Below are 16,293 nucleotides of genomic sequence, written 5' to 3'. Positions count from 1 at the left end.
CCTGCGTTTCGACATATTCTGATCTCCTCGTCTTGGGGATCAGCAGACCTCAGATCGTAGCTTCCGTCACTGTCCAATTTTCGGGGGGTAGCTCAGTCCGCCTATCTGAACTGGCTCAGAACCAGCTATCTTGCCGTGCAGCTGACCGAGCCGGAAGGGCCGGGCGCACAGATCGACGCCTTCGATTGCAATGGGCAAATGTGGAGCACCGTCCGTCTTGCAACCGTTTTTGATATAACGATGTCTCAGGGCTCATTTTCTTGCCTCCGATATTCTTGGGTTGGCAGGACGTATATGCCAATATGACCGATCATTTTCGCAAGAAATAAGGACTGATCCGCTGAGCCTTCGCCGCAGGTCAAGCAGATGAGAAGAATGGAAGCGTCAAAACACTGTTCCACAATGCAAGAAAGTGATAACCTCACAGGCTGCCCAGAGTACACCTTATTCTGTTGGTGACCGATAATCCGGGTATGGGCATGCATGAATTCGGCTGATCGGTCACAGGCGAGATCGCCGTCCAACGGACCTGCGGACCGAAAGCCAGACATCCGCAAATGGCAAGGTCGCTATGCAGTTTGACCAATGCCCGCTACATTGTCTCGCAAGGGAGTCGGGGGCGGGAGGTCACCGACAGGGAGGAGACATGCGTTGACGCGCCTGGTCGCAACACGGCGGCAGGTTCTGGCTGCCATGGTAGCGGCACCTGCGCTCGCCACACCTGCGCTGTCGCAACCGCGCGCCTTCACGCTCGCGCTTACCCCTGTTTTGATGATCTCCGATCTCGACCTCATGGGCCTGCTGAGAACCTACCTCGCCACGGCCCTGGGCATGCCCGTGCAACTGGCCACGCGCCGCAGCTATCAAGACGTCACCGTGCTGGTGATGGGCGGCAAGGTGGATGCGGCCTGGGTCTGCGGCTTTCCCTATGTCATGCACCGTGATCTTCTCGATGTCGTGGCGGTGCCGATCTGGCGCGGATCGCCGCTCTACGAATCCTATCTCATCGTCGAGCATGGCAGCCCGGCGCAGGACTGGTCCGATCTTGAAGGGCATATGCATGCCTTCTCGGACCCGGATTCGAACTCGGGCTATCTCGTCACCGCCGCCCTTCTGGCGCGAAATGGGCGGCGAACCGACAGTTTCTTTCAGAGCACCATGTTCACCTACGAACATCGCAACGTGGTTCGGGCGGTGGCCTCGGGGCTGGCGCAATCGGGCAGCGTCGATGGCTATATCTGGGACACGATGGCCGATACCGAGCCCGAGCTTGCGGATGCGACGCGCGTGCTGCGCCGGTCCGAGCCCTTGGGCTTTCCCCCCGTGGTCGTCAACCGCACCCTCGGCGATCCGGGCCGCAGCACCGCGCTGAGGGAGGCGCTTTTGTCGATGGCCTCCGACGATCTGGGCCGGTCGCTGCTGGCCGCGCTCCGGCTCGATGGCTTCACCGAGGTTGCGCCGACGCATTATGACGCCATCGCGGCCCATGCGGCCCGTGTCCGGTCGATGTGATGGGCGCGCTCACCGGTCAGGGTTTGCGCCACGGTCGCGTCTTGCCACGGCTGCCGCTGACGTTGCGGGTGCCGGTGGTCGTCGCGGGCCTGATGATCTTCGTCAGCCTTGTCGTGTCGGAACGCGCGATCTCGCAATTCGACGCCTCGCAGGCCCGGCACTTCGTCGAACTTGGCAATGCCTATCTCGACGGAATGGCGCCCGCCGTGGTGCCTGCCGTGGTGCGCGAGGATGTCTGGGAGGTGTTCGACGTCCTCGACCGCTCGCGCGAGCTCTACCGCGGGCTGGAGCTGATCCAGACGGTCGTGACCGATCCGGACGGCCGGGTGATCGCGGCGAGCGACCCGCGACAGACCCCAGTGGGCAGCCTGTTCGAGGCCGGGGTCAATTCTGCCGCCGCCGATGATCTGCCACGGCTGGAGCCCGGCACGGAAGTCGCGAGCCTGCGGCGCGATCTTTTGCACCGCGGTCATGCTGTCGGCACATTGCACGCCCGCATCGATGTCGGGCCGCTTCAGGCCGAACGTCAGCGCCTGTTGTGGATGCTCATCATCGGCAATGCCGCGATCACCCTTGGCCTTTCGGCGCTTGGCTATCTGGCGGTCACGCAGATGGTCCGCCCGCTGCGCCTGATCTCGTCGCGGCTGGCCTCCGGCTCCACCTTGCCCGTACCCGAGGACGAGATGCCCTCCGATCTCGAAACCGCGCGGCTTTACGAAGGTTACAACCGCCTGATCGCCGCCCTCGAAAGCCGCGAGCGGCTGAGCAGCCGGCTGGCCGAGAAGGAGCGGCTGGCTGCCCTTGGCCAGCTTGCCACCGGCATGGCCCATGAAATCAACAACCCGCTTGGCGGGCTGATCACCGCGCTCGACACGCTCGACCACCACGGCGACCGCCCCGAAGTGCGGCAACAGACCATCGCCTTGCTGCGCCGGGGTCTCGATGACATCGGGCGCGTGGTGCGCACGACTCTGGCGGGCCATCGGGGCGCGACCGACCCGCGCCCGCTTGCGCCCGGCGATCTGGAGGATCTGCGCACCCTGATCGCGCCGGAACTGCGTTTGCGCGGCCAGAGCCTTGACTGGGACGTCGGGTTCGAAACGCCCCTGCCCGTACCGGCCGGGCCGCTGCGGCAGGCACTTTTGAACCTGCTGCTCAACGCGTCCAACGCCGCGCCGCGCGGGGCGACCATCGGGTTTCGCGCCTTGCCGGACGCGGGTCGCCTCGTGCTCAGCGTCGAGGATGCCGGGCCGGGCCTGCCCGAGGCGTTGCGCGACTACCTCGTGTCGGGCGGCACCGGCGAGGCACCGTTGCGCAGCGGCCCGCATCTGGGCCTGTGGCTGATCCGGACCGTCGCCAACGAGATCGGCGCGCGGATCGAGGTCGCGCAAAGCGCGCTCGGCGGCGCGCGGGTCTCGCTGCTGGTGCCGCTGCCCCGGACCGGGGGCGCCGATGGCCTTTGAAGGATCGCTGCGCGGGTGCCGCCTTGCCTTGATCGAGGATGACGCCGTGATGGGCGAAAGCCTTCTGGTGCGCCTGTCGCTGGAAGGCGCCGACGTGCGCTGGTGGACCAGCGGCGCCGAGGCCAGCCGCAGCCTGCCCGCCTTCGGCCCCGAGGTGGTGATCTGCGACATCCGCCTGCCCGACGATGGTGGCGAGGCGCTGTTCGACCGGCTGGCGCGCCACACCCCGGCGCCGTTCCTGTTCATGACCGCCTACAGCGACATCGAACAGGCGGTGCGCCTGATGCGCGCCGGTGCCGCCGATTACGTCACCAAACCCTTCGAATTCGGCGATTTCCGCACCCGGCTGGAACGTCTGCTGCTGCCCGGCGCAGGCGCGCTCGGCCCCTCGGCCGCGATGCGCCGGATCGAGGCGCAATTGCTGCGGCTGGCCGCGCGGCCGGCCGTGCCGGTGCTTCTGACCGGCGAGACAGGCGTGGGCAAACAGGTCTGCGCGCGCTTCCTGCACGAGGCCGACCCCGTGTCCGGGCCCTTCGTCGTCGTCGATTGCGCGGCGCTCGGCGGGGCAGGGGATGGCGCCGAGGCGGCCCTCTTTGGCGAAACCGGCATGATCGCCGCCGCCGCAGAGGGCGGCACGCTCTTTCTCGACGAGGTCGCCGAACTGCCCGACCGGCTGCAGCCGCGGTTCCTGCGCCTGATCGACGAGCGCTGCTTTGCGCCGACGGGCGGCGGCGCCCCGCGCCCCTTCAAGGGCCGCATCGTCTGCGCCACCCATGCCGACCTGCGCGGCCTCGCCAAACAGGGTCGCTTCCGCGAGGACCTGCTGTTCCGGGTGGATGCCGCGGGCCTGACGGTGCCGCCCCTGCGCGACCGGCAGGAAGACATCTTGTGGCTGATGCACCTGATCCTGCGCCGCATCGCCACCGAGACCGGGCGCCCACCGCCCGCGATTACGGCGGGCGCCGAACTGCTGGCGCTGCGCCACGACTGGCCGGGCAACGTCCGCGAATTGCGCAACCGGGTGGAGCGGGCCGCCGCCTTGACCGAGGCCCCCATCGGCCCCGCCGACCTGTTTCCCGACCAAGGCGACACGGCCGAGGGCTTCGCGCTTCTGGCCGACACGCGCGATCTGGCCGAACGACAGCACATCCGCCGCGCGCTGGCCCGCACTGACGGGAATGTGCCCGAGGCCGCGGCGCTGCTTGGCATCTCGCGCTCCACGCTCTTCGACAAGATGCGCCGGTTGGGTCTGGCGCGCGACGGCGGCTGAATCCGGAAATCCGGACGCCCACCGCGGCCCCGTCCGGATATCCGGACATCGCGCGGCGCTGCAGCATCGTCGCCTCCTTTCTGCCTGTAGCTGGAATTAGCCTATAAATCAGGGTATTACTTGCCGTTTTTAAACTGACCGGTGACCCCATTTTGTCGGGTCAAATGCCTCTAGACTTGACGTGACAGGAGTCCGAAAACCTCGGGGAGGATGACGGATGACACGCAAACTCGACCAGATCGAACGCGATCTCGTGCAGAAGGTGAAGCGCGGGGAAATCGGCAGGCGCGACCTCTTTCGCGTCTCCGCGGCCGGGGCGACGGCCCTTGCCATGGGGGGCGGCAGCCTTGCCGTGACGGCCGGTGCAGCGCGCGCCGACACCGGTGGGCCGAACTACAAGGACATGGGCCGCGTCATGCCCATCGGGGGGGCCAATGCCACCGGGCGCTGGTTCGACTATTCGACCCTGATCACGCCGGTCGAACAATTCTACGTCCGCAACCACTACCCCACTCCGCGCGCCGCCGACTACCCGGAGCTTGATCCGGCCAACTGGAAGGTGCGCATCCACGGCGCGGGCGTCGCGAACCCGATCGAGCTGAGCTACGAGGACCTTCTGGCTCTGCCGTCGCGCAGCATATTTGCGACGATGGAATGCCACGGCAACGGTCGCAACCTGTTTTGGGAACAGCAGGGCATGATGGACGTCACCGGCGGGCCGTGGGGCCTTGGCGCGGTGGGTCTTGCGGAATGGACCTATGTGCCGATGTCGGTGATCTTCGACCTTGTAGGGCTACAGGACACCGCGGTCGAGGCGCTGTTCCAGTCAGGCGTCGATGGCGAGGACATGCGTCGCCCGATGCCGGTGGCCGACATCCTCGAACGCCCCGACGACATCGGACTGGCCTACATGATGAACGGCCTGCCGCTGCAGCCCGACCACGGCTTTCCGGTGCGCGCGCTCGTGCCCGGCTGGGGCGGGACCGCGTCGATCAAGTGGCTGACCGAGATCCGGATCGAGCCGCACCGCTTCTGGGCGCGGCTCAACGTGCGCAACGAGGCCTATATCGGCCCCGAACATGCCGCCGACACGCCCGGGCCGCACGACGAATACCTCGACGGTGTCACCGCGGCGGATGTGGTCGGCACGATGGTGCGCTGGATGAACGTGAAAAGTACGCTGACCGTGCCGCTGGTGCTCGACCAATCGCCCAACCTGCCGTCGAACTACCCGCTCGACCGAGGCGAGTTGCCGGTGATGACCGCAGGCCAGCACACCATGGCGGGCTATGCTTGGGCGCCCGACGGCGTGCGCGAGGTCCACTACCGGTTGAACGGCAGCGGCTGGCAGCGCGCGGCCCTCGTGCCGCCGAACCTTGGGCGCTACACATGGGTGCGGTTCGAGTTCCCATGGGATGCGACGGCTGGGGTCCACGAGATCGAGACCCGGGCTACCGACAACTCCGGCGTGACACAGCCCGCGACCTATCCTTTCAACCTGCTTGGCATGACCAACAACGCGATCCCGAGGTTCCGGATCGAGGTGGTCTGATCCCTCCACGACACCAAGCCAGATCACCACGGCGGGCCCCGTTCGGCCCGCCGCGCCATGTCTCACTCACCCGGAGCTTTCTCGATGCCCGTCCGCGTGCTGATCCCCCTGCGTTCGCCGCAGGTGCGTGCCGCCTTGACCCTTGCCACCTCCGCCATGGTCGCTGTCGCCATGATGGCCCATGCCACCACCGATGACACGACACTCCCGGAGCCCGAGGTGATCGTGACAGAACGCCTTGAGACTTGGCGCGGTCAGGGCATGTCGGATGCGCTTTTGGCGCAGATAAGCGACGGAGCCACGGTGTTCCGCGATACTTGTGCGGTCTGTCACGGCGCCTTGGGCGAAGGGGGCGCAGGCTATGCCACCCCGATCATCGATACCGCAGCGCTCGACAAGTTCCGGACCGGCCACCGCCTGTTTCTCTACAACCGCGACATGATGCCCTTCAATGAACCCGGCTCCCTCCCGCCCGAGACTGTCTGGCAGGTGACGGCATTCCTGATGGCCATGAACGGGTGGCTCGACGGGCTCGATGCGCCGCTAGGGGCGGACAACGCTCGGGATGTGGCGATTGCGCCCTGACGCGGATGGATGCGGGCTGCGAAACGCTCGATCAGCTTTTGGAAGGGGCCATGCGGCGGCGGTCCTTGCGGACGACCGGACCCATGCCCGCCTGAGGCAAGCGCGGTCTGCGCGCGCTGACAGGCATGGGTTTGATCGCGTTCGAACCGGCGGTGCCAGATTAGGTGGTTGGCGATCGGGGCCACTTCCAGTGGGATGGGCACGCTGATGAGCGGATAACGCTCGACGACGTAATCGGTGGTTCGATGGCTAAAGACCCCAACATGATCGGCTTGCAGCAGCAACTCGGGCAAGATGGTAAAGCTCATCAAGGTCGCCGCGATGTTGCGCGCATGGCCGTTGCGATCCAGCACCGCGTCAAGGGCGGCACGGCGCTCAGCGGTCGAACTGACCAAGAGATGTGATAACCTGGCCTGCGACCTTCATCGGATCGAACGTCTGATGCGGATCAATGCCTTGCGGGCGCGGCCCAGACGCCGTGGAAAGCCGAAGGACGACAGCGAACGGTCAGTCATTGCCGACACCATTCTCGACCGGGATTGCCACGCTGACCGGCCAAACCAGAATTGGCAGGCCGCCTTCACCGAGGTGCTGCCCTCGGGCACGATCCGCGCGATGGCGCAAAACGCCAACGTCAACGGGTTGCAGACATGGGGCGCCAATCTTGTGGCCGTGCCGTGGATGCCGATGGCCGATGCCGGGGTCGAGGAGCAGGTGGTCCAAGACATGATCCGCGTGTGTCACACCGGCAAAGAGGCGCTGGGCACGTCCTTCGGGGCGTTCAACGGGGCTGATTTCGACAATATGGCGCCCGCCAACGTGATGCCCTACCATCCCGGTGCGACCCGCTACCATAAGGGCGTCGGGATGCCTAAGGGCAACTGACGAAAACGCGGCGCACCCCTGTAACGGGGGGCGCCGTCACGGACTGCACATCAAGGAGAGTCGCGCGGATGATGACCGAACTGACAGCGGCCGATGGCCACAGGCTCGACGGCTGGATCGAACCGGCCATAGGTGCACGCAAGGGCGGCCTGATGATCTTGCAGGAAATCTTCGGCGTCACCGACCAGCTCAAGGGCGTCGCTCGGCACTATGCGGCGCTGGGCTACGAGGTCGCGATCCCCGCGCTGTTCGACCGGCATGAAAAGGGCGCAGTCATCCCCTTCGATCAGGGCTCGCGCGGGCGCGACATGATGTTGGCCTCCGACCTCGACCAGACCATGTTGGATGCTGATGCCGCGGTTCAAGCGCTGGCGAAAAACGGTGGCAAGGTCGGCGTCATCGGCTTTTGCTGGGGCGGCGGGCTGGCGCTGCGTGCCGCACAGGTGCTGGATGTGGGTTGCGCCGTGGCCTTCTACGGCACGCGGCTGACGCAATACCTTGACCGACCGCTGAAGGCGCCCTTTATGGCGCATTTCGGCTCGCTCGACGACCATGTTCCGCCCGAGATGCGCGAGGCCGCCAAGGCCGCCCTGCCGGGAATGGAGGTGCATCTTTACGACGCGGGCCATGCTTTCGCCAATGACGCCCGCCCGTCCCATGTGCCGGCCGCGGCGAACACGGCGCATGCCCGCACCCGGGGCTTTCTCGCCCTGCACATCCGCTGACGCCACAGGTTGCGCCTGCCGGTCAGGACCGATCCGGACGGCCGGCTCGGTCCGGTGCCGCACGATCGCGCGCGCCGACAGGGCGCAGCGATGGGGCAGGAGGCAGCAGAGCGCGGATATCGGCAAAGGGAAAGCGCGGCTCGAAGCGGAACGCCTCGGCCCGCGCTTCGGGGGGCGCGTTGCATTCGCCGGCGCGAAAGGCGGCCTGACGGGTCGCCATCGCGGCGAAGCGGTCGGGGTCTTGGCTGGTGTGCGCAAGGATGGCGGCTGTTTTCGCGGGCCAATGCGCGGTGACATCGACCCAGTGTGTCGGCACGAAGCCGGTGCCGTTCATCGTGTCCATGAACAGGACCGGCACAGAAAATCCTGACGCCTGCAGCGCAGCCGCGGACAGGGCGCGGTGGTCGGCGTGGTAGTCATTGGGCGCATGGGTCACCAGCAGGTCGGGCGCGGCCTGCCCGATCAGATCGCGCAAGGCATCCTCCAGCGCGGCATCGGCGCGCAATGCGCCATCGGGAAAGCCCATGAGCAGTGGCGCGCCCAAAGGGGCCAGCGCGGCCGTCGTCTCTTGCGCGCGCAGGCGCTTCAACTCTTCCGCAGGCAAAGCGCCGCCCTTCGCGCCATCCGTCGCAATCGCCAGCGTCAGCCGCGCCCCCATTCCAGCCCAGGCCGACAGCGTGCCAAAGGCGTAGATCTCCAGATCGTCGGGATGGGCCCCGATGGCAAGAACGCGCAAATCAGCCCTCCATGGCGAGGAATTCCAGCACCATCGCCGCTGTCCATGTGAACCGCCCGCCCCCCAGCGGCTCGCCGGTGATCGGGTCGTAATATTCGGCAAAGCCGCTTTCGCGGATCAGATCAAGGCTTGAGGCCGTGATACGGGCGGCGGCAGCTTCTTGCCCGGCATGCGCAAGGCCGTCGGCGATCATGTAGTTCACCACCAGCCAGACGGGCCCCCGCCAGTAGCGCTTGGCGTCGAACTCGGCTGACTGTGGCGGGTGGCTGGCGACCCGGAACCGCGTGCCATGCGCTTCGATCTTTGCGGTGATGGCCTCGGCGCGGGCAGGGGGGATGGCGCAGAAGGCCGCGAGCAATCCGCCCACCGACGGGCTGTCGATCAGCGCACCGGCCGCCCGGTCGCGGCACAGGTATTGGCCGTGCTCGGGGGACCACAGGCTTTCCATCGCGGCCAGCCCCTTGGCGGCAAGCGCCCGGTTCTCGGCGGCAAGCGCCGTCTCGCCCAAGGCATCCGCCAGATCGGCCAGTTCCGCACAGGACCGGATCAGAATCGCATTGAAACCCGGATCGATCACCTGAAAGGGTGAGGCGTCGTGCATCCTGGCGGTATCCCAGTCGAGCGCCCGGAAATGCTCCACCAGCCAGAGGTAGCGGTCATATTGCGCCTTGGTCGGGCGATGCTCGGGGTTGGCGTGCTGCGTGTCGCGGCGGGTGTAGGGCGCGATCCCGTCGGTCGGCACGCGGGCAAAGGGCGCGTCCCAATCCACCGAATTGTCGCGCCCCGATTCCCATGGGTGCAAGATCGCCACCAGCCCCTCGCCCCCCGGGTCGCGGGTGGCAAAGAACCAGCGGTGCCATGCCGCCACCTTGGGCAAAAGCGCACGCGCCTGCGCTTCGGCCGCCGGGCGGTCGGTGGCGCGGTCGAACAGGCGCTTCAGCGCAAAGCCCGCGACGGGCGGCTGGGTGATGCCGCTGGTGGGCACCGGGCGCCCCGTGGCCCAGACGGTCGGGCCGGGGAAATAGCCGTCATCCATCTGGTGGAACACGATATGGGGCACCATCCCGCAGAGCCATTGATGGGCGAACAGCGTCTCGATCTCGGTCCAGGCGCGGGCCTCGTCGAAATGGCGCTGGCCAAGGGCGGTCAGGCACGAATCCCAGTTCCACTGGAACGGGTAAAGGCCCTTGGTAGGCACCGTGTAGCTGCCGCGGTCATTCTCGCGCAGGATGGCAATGGCGTGCTCGGAAAGGGTGGTCATCACAGGGCTTTCTGGGTCTCGGGGTTGAACCAACGGATACGGTCTGCCATCGGGGCAAGGTGAAGCACATCGCCGGGGCGGGGCACCAGCGTGCTGTCGATCACGGCGCGAAACGGCTGGCCCGCCACGGTGGCGGTGACCAGTGTATGCGGCCCCAGCGGCTCGACCACGCGCACCTCTGCGGGCAGGCCGGTGTCGCTTGGGTGCAGATCCTCGGGGCGGATGGCGAATTCGGCAGCGGGCGCTTCGGGCCCGGCAAAGACCTGCCCGCCAACCTGCCATTGACCCGCCCCGGCCGGGCTGGCTGACAGGAAGTTCATCGGCGGGTTGCCGATGAAACTGCCGACAAAGCGTGCGGCGGGGTTGCGATAGACCTCCACGGGGCCTGCCGCCTGCACGATCTTGCCGCCGTTCATCACCGAGATGCGGTCGGCCAGGCTCATCGCTTCGACCTGGTCGTGGGTGACGTAGATCGTCGTGGTGTTCGAGCCCGCCAGCACGCCTTTCAACTCGGCCCGCATCTCCAGCCTGAGCAGCGCGTCGAGGTTGGACAGCGGCTCGTCCATCAAGATCACCTCGGGCTCCATCGCCAGCGCGCGCGCCACGGCAACACGCTGGCGCTGCCCGCCCGACAACTGGCCGGAATAGCGTTTGAGCAATTGCTCGATATGCATCAGCTCCGCCGTGCGCGTGACGCGGCGCGTGACCTCGGCTTGCGGCATCCTCTTCATGCGCAGGCCAAAGGCGATGTTTTCGAACACCGTCAGATGCGGAAAAACGGCGTAGTTCTGGAACACCATGGCGATGCCCCGTTCGCGCGGCGGCAACTGGTCCACCCGCCGGTCGCCGATCCAGACTTCGCCCTTTGTGGCGGTCTCAAGCCCCGCGATGATGCGCAAAAGCGTGGTCTTTCCGCAGCCAGACGCGCCCAGAAGCACCATGAATTCGCGGTCCGCGATGGTCAGGTCGACGTCATGCAGCGCGGTGAAGGTCCCAAAGTCCTTAGCGACGCCCTTGATGCGGATTTCGGCCATGTCAGACCTCCTGTCGTTTTTTGCGGGGGCGGGTCATCGGTTTGCGATCCCCCACATGGCAAAGAGATACTTGCGCACCGCGAAGATGAAGAGCAGCGCCGGGATCACCAGCGCCGCCCCGCCCGCGAATTTCAGGTGCAGGGGCGACACGTCGAGCGATTGCAGCAAGAAGGCCGTCAGCGTCCGGTTCTCGATCGTCAGAACGGCCGCCGCAAAGACCTCGTTCCACGAGATGACGAAGGCGAAGACGGCGGATGCCGCGATGCCGGGGGCGGCCAGCGGCAAGACGACCTTGATCACGGCCTGCAATCGCGTGCAGCCCAGCGTCCATGCGGCTTCCTCTAACTCAACAGGAATGCCGGAAAAGAGCGAAAAGGTGATGAGGACGGCAAAGGGCAGCGCCAGCGTCGCATGCACCAGCGCAAGGCCAAGGATCGTGTCGTCAAGGCCCGTGCGGATGAACATAACCGCCAGCGGCAGCGCCAGAAGCGGCAAGGGAAAGGCGCGGGTCATGATGACGAGAAAGCGGAACGCCTCTTTCCCCGGAAAATCGAAGCGCGACAGCGCATAGCCCGCCGGTGCGCCAAGGCCTATGGCCACGATCATCGTGACGCTTGCGACCTGAATGGAATTCCACAGCGCATCCAGCACGCCCCGGAAGCCGAAGAAGAACTCCAGCGATGCGGTGTCGAAGGACGGAATGATGGATCGCGGAAAGGCCGTGACCTCGGCGGGCGCCGACAGCGCATTGGCGAGCAAAAGCCAGATCGGCACCAGAACCCATGCGACCAGCAGGCCGACGCCGGTGACAAAGACCCATCGGCCCGACCGGCGCACGCGGTCGGGGGCAGGTGGCGCGTCTTGGGTCCCAGCCTCGGTCATATCCGGGCCTCCTTGGGCACATGCAGCAGGCGCAAGATGACCAGCGTGAAGGCCACGGAAATGCCGAGGATGACCATCGCATAGGCCGCGGCCACGCCCCGGTCCTGCATGGTGAACTGCCACTGATAAGTCTCGCTCATCAGCACGGGGAATTGCGTGCCGCCAAGCGCCACGACCACGGCAAAGACCTCGAAGGCAAGGATCACGCGCAAGATCAGCGCCGTCTGCAGGCTTGGCTTCAGCATCGGTAGTGTCACGCGGGTGAAGCGTTGCCAGCGCGACGCGCCAAAGACCTCGGCCGCCTCGCCGTATTCCTTGGGGATCAGGCCCATGCCCGCGACAAGGATCACCATCATGATCGCGGTCGCGCGCCAGACCTCGGCCAGCACGATGGCCAGCAAGATCACCCATGTGTTTTGGTAGCTCAGAAACAGGATCGGCCGCTCGATCACGCCCAGCCCGTAGAGCATGGAGTTGAGAAACCCCGATTGCTCGAAGATCGCCAGCCAGATCAGCCCCGCCGCAAGGTCCGAGATGCCCAGCGGAATGGCGAAGATGTAAAGCAGCGTCGACCGCCCCTTTTGCAGCTTGGTCACGATCGAAGCCATGGTCAGCGCCATGGCCAACTGGATCGGCACCACGATGCCCGCCAGCAACAGCGTATTCCAGAACGCGGTCGGGAATTTCCAGTGGCTCGCCATACGCTGGTAATTGGCCAGCGTCATCTCGCCGCCGCGGGTGACGCTGTCCCAGGCTACGTTCACGAACGGGTAAAGGAAAAACACCACCAGAAACAGCGTCGCGGGCAGCAAGAGAAGGTAGGGCAAGGCGCGGGGCATGGCGCTTTCCTTGTGCGGGCGCAGGCAGGTGTGGGTCGGGCTTCGCGGGACGACGCGCGTCCGCCACCTTGTTCAGACCCTTCCCCCGGTTGGGGGGAAGGGCGCAGGTCACATGTCGGATGGGTTCAGTTCACCGGGCAGGGGCCGTCGGACGGCTCGTCCGGCGCCCAGCACGGCGCATTGGCCTGAACCATCAGCGCGCGCAGCACCTCGGCCTGGGCATCGAGCGTGGCCTCGACCGGGCGACCGGCCAGAATGATCTGCTCGAAGGTGTCGGTGTAGATCTGGCTGAACTGGCCCCCCAATTCGCCAAGTCCCATCGGCAAAAGCGCCGGAAGCGCATCGCTCGCCCCGGTCATGGTTGCAATCGCAGGCGCGAAAGCCTGAACCGAGGCCGGCATGTCATCGGGCATGTCGACCGGCATCACCGGAAAGAAGTTGGTGGCGCGCAGGGTGGCGATCTGTGTCTCGGGTTGCAGCATGTAGTTGACCAGCGCCATCGACTGCTCCGCATCCGGGGCGGTGTTCATCACCGCAAGACCCGCAAGCACCGGCATGTAGGCCCGGCCCTCGGGGCCTGCAGGAGCCGGGAAGGCCACGAAATCATCGGGCCGCTGGTTGAAGGCATCGGCCAGCCGCGCGACATGGTCAAAGGCGATCCAGACATCGCCGGTCAAAAGCGGCTCTTGCATGAAGCTGTAGTTGGTCGAGGCCGGGGTGGTGTGGCTCCAGAGTTCCGCAAAGACGCCCCAGGCCTCCACCGCAGCCTCGGACCGGAATTCGGTCACGGTCGACCCGGTATAGGCGGGCAGCAAAAAGCCCTGGAAAAAGCGGTGGCGCAACCCTTGCGGACCGGCCGGAAAGCCGAAACGGCGTTCTCCGGTCGCTTCGTGGACGGCGGCTGCCCATGCGATCAGCTGGTCATAGGTCAGCGCGTTCAGATCGGCACCCTCGGGCAGGTATTGCAGTGCCTCGCGGTTGGCGGCCATCAGATAGGTGGCCTGCATCCACGGAACGTAAAGCTGCTGGTCGGTGCCCAGACGGCCCAGCTCCAGCATGGCATCCCCGATCACGGAGGTGTCGATGGCGGACAGGTCCATCAACCCCTCGCCCAGTCCGCTCAGGTCGCCGTGCAACCCGCCCAGCACCGCGATGGTGCCGCTACCGGCCTGCATCTCGGCCTGAATCCGCGTGAGCCATGGGCCCTCGTCCATGCCCTGATAGTCGACGCCGCCCTCGAAACCGGCCAGCACCTGTTCGCGCATGGCTTGGGTTTCCTCGACCGGTTTGGCTTGGGTCGACCAAAACAGGGCCTCGGCCGCAGCCGGCCCCGCCAAAAGCGTCATCGTGGCAAGGGCCGCGCCTGCCTTCAGTGTCTCAAGCTTATTCATGATTTCATCCTCCCTTTCGTTGATTATCGTGCCGGTGCCGCGCCATGGCTGGCCCGCAAGACCAGCCTTGGCCGTACCAGCCGTTTCATCGGCGGCGCCTGAGGGTCCCTGATCCGGGCCACAAGCATCTGTGCCGATTCCCGCGCAGCGGCATGGGTGTCGCTGTCGAAGGTCGTGAGACCCGGCCGCGCCATGGCGGCCGAGGCGATGTTGTCGAAGCCGATCACGCTCAGATCGCCCGGCACCGACAGCGACAGCCCCTCGGCCTCGCGCAGCACCGCCAGCGCCAGACCGTCGAACATCGCAAGAACGGCCGTGGGCCGGTCATCCGATTGCAGCAGGTCCCGGATCACCTGCGCCCGCCGCGCCGCGTCATAGCGGGGCGATGTCACGATGCGCAGGCTCACGTGCGGGTCGCCGCGCCGCTCCATCGCTTGCACCAACCCCTCGGTCCGGTGCAGGCGAAAGGTCATCGGCTCCTCGATGGTCAAAAGGGCAAAGCGGCGGTGGCCCAGACCGTAAAGCAGATCGAAGGCCTGCCCGAAGGCGGTGAAGCCATCGGTGTCGATCCAGTCATGGCGCGCGACCTCGGTGGCTACGCGCCCATGGGTGACAAAGGGAAACCCCTCCGCCAGCAGATAGTCGACCCGCGGGTCCACCTCGGAGGTCCGGCCAAGGATCAGCCCGTCGGCCCGGCGCGTCGCCACGATGTTGCGGATCACCGACAGTTCGGACTGGCCTTCCGGGATGGCGGCCAGAAACAGGTCAACGCCCGCCTCGGCCAGCCCGTGGCCCAGACCCGAGATGTAGTCGCCCAGATAGCTGTCTTCGCGCCCATAGCCCGGATCGGTCAGCACCAGCCCGGCAAAGCCGCTGTTGCGCTTGCCGACCAGAACCTGCGCGGCACGGTTGGGTGTGTAGCCCAGCTTGCGCGCGGCATCTTGCACACGGGCGCGGGTGACATCGGGAATGCGACCCTGCCCAGACAAGGCGCGCGAGACGGTCGACACCGACAGGTCGAGCGCCCGGGCAATGTCCTTGATCGTCGTCGAGCTCATCCGGGCCTCCGCCGTCCCAGCCGATTCTCTTGGTCGTGCGTTGTCAGGCTACCGCGAGTTCTTCTATTGAGCAAACGTTTGCGCAATTTCCCGTGACAGGCGCACGGATCAAGATCGGGCGGCAAAGGCCCTGCGACGGAGGCAGTGGTGTCGAGACTTTGCGGAAATACGGCCGCGCCGCGCCACCCGAGCGGGACAGGCGGGTCGGACCCGTCCTGCCGCCCGGCCGGTGCCCGCAGCCGCCTGTTTCAGCCGCGCAGGCGGATCAGGCGATCAAGGTCCTGAAAGGCCGTGCGCGTATCGCGGAACACAAGGTCGATATCGACCAGCGCATGCAGCCAGTCCGCATCGACACTTGGCCCAGGCGCAACGCCGATCACGGCATGCGGCACGATGATCCGCATCGCCACCACCAGCAACACGAGGGCATCGAGCCGCCGCTCCCCGCTCAGCGACAGGCCGATGATCTGCGGCCGGGTCTGGTCCACATGCGCGATCAGGGCTTCGTGGTCCGTGCCGGTGCGCAGGTCGATCTCCCAGCCCATGTCGCGGAACATGTCGGCGGCGATGGTGATCCCGATGCCATGATCCTCGCCCGGCACCGTGGCAAACAGCGCCGAGCGCTTGCCGTCCATGGCCGGGGGGGTGGTCGGGCGCTCGGCCCGCAAGGCCCGCATCAGGGCATAGAGATGACCGGTGCCATACGTCACCTGCGCAAAGGTCAGGCGGTCCGTGTTCCAGCCGTCGCCAAGGTGGCGCGCGGCGGCCGTGATGTAGCCAAGATAGACGCCTTGGCGCGTTATGCCCTCGGCCCTGCGATCTTGGATGAAGCGCAGCGCGACCTCCGCCTCGGGCTGGATCAGCGCCTCGCAAAAGGCGGCGATGTGGGCGGCGTCGATATCGGGCGTTTCGAAAACGGCCTCGGGCGGAAGGACCGTCGCAAGCCGGCGCACGATATCTTGGGCAAGCGCTTCGACCGCACCGGGGGCGAAGACATCGCGTTTCGCAGCAAAAAGCGACGCGGTGCGCGTGAACACTTCCGCGTCGAACGAACCCTGCGCTGTGTCCATTGCCTCTACCTTCCCGTGCGTCAGCATACT

16 protein-coding genes are annotated in these 16,293 nt (G+C 66.2%); 8 read left to right on the top strand and 8 right to left on the bottom strand.

Going from position 1 to position 16,293, the window contains the following annotated elements; translation table 11 throughout:
• The first annotated feature begins 651 nt into the window (after positions 1 to 651).
• From C7455_RS17190 to C7455_RS17160, 8 genes are all read left to right on the top strand, one after another.
• Positions 652 to 1,512, top strand: a complete 861-nt coding sequence (locus C7455_RS17190) for a substrate-binding domain-containing protein (protein WP_211315512.1) — start codon at positions 652 to 654, stop codon at positions 1,510 to 1,512.
• Complete coding sequence (locus C7455_RS17185; protein WP_109670317.1) at positions 1,512 to 2,975, top strand: sensor histidine kinase; 1,464 nt, start codon at positions 1,512 to 1,514, stop codon at positions 2,973 to 2,975. The genes C7455_RS17190 and C7455_RS17185 overlap by 1 nt, the downstream gene beginning before the upstream one ends.
• Positions 2,965 to 4,245, top strand: coding sequence for a sigma-54-dependent transcriptional regulator (locus C7455_RS17180; protein ID WP_109670316.1), 1,281 nt, complete (start codon positions 2,965 to 2,967; stop codon positions 4,243 to 4,245). Before C7455_RS17185 ends, C7455_RS17180 begins: the two co-directional genes overlap by 11 nt.
• 217 nt (positions 4,246 to 4,462) lie before the next feature.
• Positions 4,463 to 5,797 carry a molybdopterin-dependent oxidoreductase gene (locus tag C7455_RS17175; protein ID WP_109670314.1) on the top strand — a complete coding sequence of 445 codons (1,335 nt, stop codon included), beginning with the start codon at positions 4,463 to 4,465 and terminating at the stop codon, positions 5,795 to 5,797.
• An 84-nt stretch (positions 5,798 to 5,881) separates the two neighbouring features.
• Positions 5,882 to 6,382, top strand: coding sequence for a c-type cytochrome (locus C7455_RS17170; protein ID WP_170119126.1), 501 nt, complete (start codon positions 5,882 to 5,884; stop codon positions 6,380 to 6,382).
• Between the two features lie 245 nt (positions 6,383 to 6,627).
• The gene (locus tag C7455_RS20220; RefSeq protein WP_170119125.1) at positions 6,628 to 6,786 is read left to right on the top strand and encodes a hypothetical protein; all 159 of its coding nucleotides are present in this window, start codon (positions 6,628 to 6,630) and stop codon (positions 6,784 to 6,786) included.
• A gap of 37 nt (positions 6,787 to 6,823) precedes the next feature.
• Positions 6,824 to 7,267 (top strand): TAXI family TRAP transporter solute-binding subunit, encoded by a 444-nt coding sequence (locus tag C7455_RS20695; RefSeq protein ID WP_146200035.1) that lies wholly within the window; start codon positions 6,824 to 6,826, stop codon positions 7,265 to 7,267.
• A 68-nt stretch (positions 7,268 to 7,335) separates the two neighbouring features.
• Entirely contained in the window at positions 7,336 to 7,992 is a 657-nt protein-coding gene (locus C7455_RS17160) for a dienelactone hydrolase family protein (RefSeq protein WP_109670309.1), read from the top strand.
• Positions 7,993 to 8,014: 22 nt separating this feature from the next.
• On the opposite strand, the gene C7455_RS17155 is transcribed toward C7455_RS17160, so the two are convergent.
• The 8 genes from C7455_RS17155 to C7455_RS17120 form a co-directional block, all read right to left on the bottom strand.
• Positions 8,015 to 8,728, bottom strand: coding sequence for a PIG-L deacetylase family protein (locus tag C7455_RS17155; RefSeq protein ID WP_109670306.1), 714 nt, complete (start codon positions 8,726 to 8,728; stop codon positions 8,015 to 8,017).
• Between the two features lies 1 nt (position 8,729).
• The gene (locus C7455_RS17150) at positions 8,730 to 9,989 is read right to left on the bottom strand and encodes an MGH1-like glycoside hydrolase domain-containing protein (protein ID WP_109670305.1); all 1,260 of its coding nucleotides are present in this window, start codon (positions 9,987 to 9,989) and stop codon (positions 8,730 to 8,732) included.
• On the bottom strand, positions 9,989 to 11,023 hold the full coding sequence (locus C7455_RS17145; RefSeq protein ID WP_109670303.1) for an ABC transporter ATP-binding protein: 1,035 nt from the start codon (positions 11,021 to 11,023) through the stop codon (positions 9,989 to 9,991). The genes C7455_RS17150 and C7455_RS17145 overlap by 1 nt, the downstream gene beginning before the upstream one ends.
• 33 nt (positions 11,024 to 11,056) lie before the next feature.
• Positions 11,057 to 11,905 carry a carbohydrate ABC transporter permease gene (locus tag C7455_RS17140; RefSeq protein WP_109670301.1) on the bottom strand — a complete coding sequence of 283 codons (849 nt, stop codon included), beginning with the start codon at positions 11,903 to 11,905 and terminating at the stop codon, positions 11,057 to 11,059.
• Positions 11,902 to 12,744 (bottom strand): carbohydrate ABC transporter permease, encoded by an 843-nt coding sequence (locus tag C7455_RS17135; protein WP_109670299.1) that lies wholly within the window; start codon positions 12,742 to 12,744, stop codon positions 11,902 to 11,904. The genes C7455_RS17140 and C7455_RS17135 overlap by 4 nt, the downstream gene beginning before the upstream one ends.
• Before the next feature lie 125 nt (positions 12,745 to 12,869).
• Positions 12,870 to 14,135: an ABC transporter substrate-binding protein gene (locus C7455_RS17130; RefSeq protein ID WP_109670297.1), complete on the bottom strand. Its 1,266-nt coding sequence runs from the start codon at positions 14,133 to 14,135 to the stop codon at positions 12,870 to 12,872.
• Positions 14,136 to 14,158: 23 nt separating this feature from the next.
• A complete protein-coding gene (locus tag C7455_RS17125; protein WP_109670295.1) occupies positions 14,159 to 15,193 on the bottom strand; it encodes a LacI family DNA-binding transcriptional regulator in 1,035 nt (344 codons plus the stop codon).
• A gap of 248 nt (positions 15,194 to 15,441) precedes the next feature.
• Positions 15,442 to 16,263, bottom strand: a complete 822-nt coding sequence (locus C7455_RS17120; protein WP_170119124.1) for a cobalamin B12-binding domain-containing protein — start codon at positions 16,261 to 16,263, stop codon at positions 15,442 to 15,444.
• Between the last annotated feature and the right edge of the window lie 30 nt (positions 16,264 to 16,293).

The organism is Roseicyclus mahoneyensis (genome assembly GCF_003148775.1).
Lineage (GTDB): Bacteria > Pseudomonadota > Alphaproteobacteria > Rhodobacterales > Rhodobacteraceae > Roseicyclus > Roseicyclus mahoneyensis.
Note: the sequence above shows the minus strand (reverse complement) of the source record. Positions and strands in the feature narration are given on the sequence as shown.

Bases quoted from the DNA above. Each gene is read 5' to 3' on its own strand.
- C7455_RS17185 (WP_109670317.1), top strand. From the start codon at position 1,512: ATGGGCGCGCTCACCGGTCAGGGTTTGCGCCACGGTCGCGTCTTGCCA.
- C7455_RS17180 (WP_109670316.1), top strand. From the start codon at position 2,965: ATGGCCTTTGAAGGATCGCTGCGCGGGTGCCGCCTTGCCTTGATCGAG.
- C7455_RS17175 (WP_109670314.1), top strand. From the start codon at position 4,463: ATGACACGCAAACTCGACCAGATCGAACGCGATCTCGTGCAGAAGGTG.
- C7455_RS17170 (WP_170119126.1), top strand. From the start codon at position 5,882: ATGCCCGTCCGCGTGCTGATCCCCCTGCGTTCGCCGCAGGTGCGTGCC.
- C7455_RS20220 (WP_170119125.1), top strand. From the start codon at position 6,628: ATGGCTAAAGACCCCAACATGATCGGCTTGCAGCAGCAACTCGGGCAA.
- C7455_RS20695 (WP_146200035.1), top strand. From the start codon at position 6,824: ATGCGGATCAATGCCTTGCGGGCGCGGCCCAGACGCCGTGGAAAGCCG.
- C7455_RS17160 (WP_109670309.1), top strand. From the start codon at position 7,336: ATGATGACCGAACTGACAGCGGCCGATGGCCACAGGCTCGACGGCTGG.
- C7455_RS17150 (WP_109670305.1), bottom strand. From the start codon at position 9,989: ATGACCACCCTTTCCGAGCACGCCATTGCCATCCTGCGCGAGAATGAC.
- C7455_RS17145 (WP_109670303.1), bottom strand. From the start codon at position 11,023: ATGGCCGAAATCCGCATCAAGGGCGTCGCTAAGGACTTTGGGACCTTC.
- C7455_RS17140 (WP_109670301.1), bottom strand. From the start codon at position 11,905: ATGACCGAGGCTGGGACCCAAGACGCGCCACCTGCCCCCGACCGCGTG.
- C7455_RS17135 (WP_109670299.1), bottom strand. From the start codon at position 12,744: ATGCCCCGCGCCTTGCCCTACCTTCTCTTGCTGCCCGCGACGCTGTTT.
- C7455_RS17130 (WP_109670297.1), bottom strand. From the start codon at position 14,135: ATGAATAAGCTTGAGACACTGAAGGCAGGCGCGGCCCTTGCCACGATG.
- C7455_RS17125 (WP_109670295.1), bottom strand. From the start codon at position 15,193: ATGAGCTCGACGACGATCAAGGACATTGCCCGGGCGCTCGACCTGTCG.
- C7455_RS17120 (WP_170119124.1), bottom strand. From the start codon at position 16,263: ATGGACACAGCGCAGGGTTCGTTCGACGCGGAAGTGTTCACGCGCACC.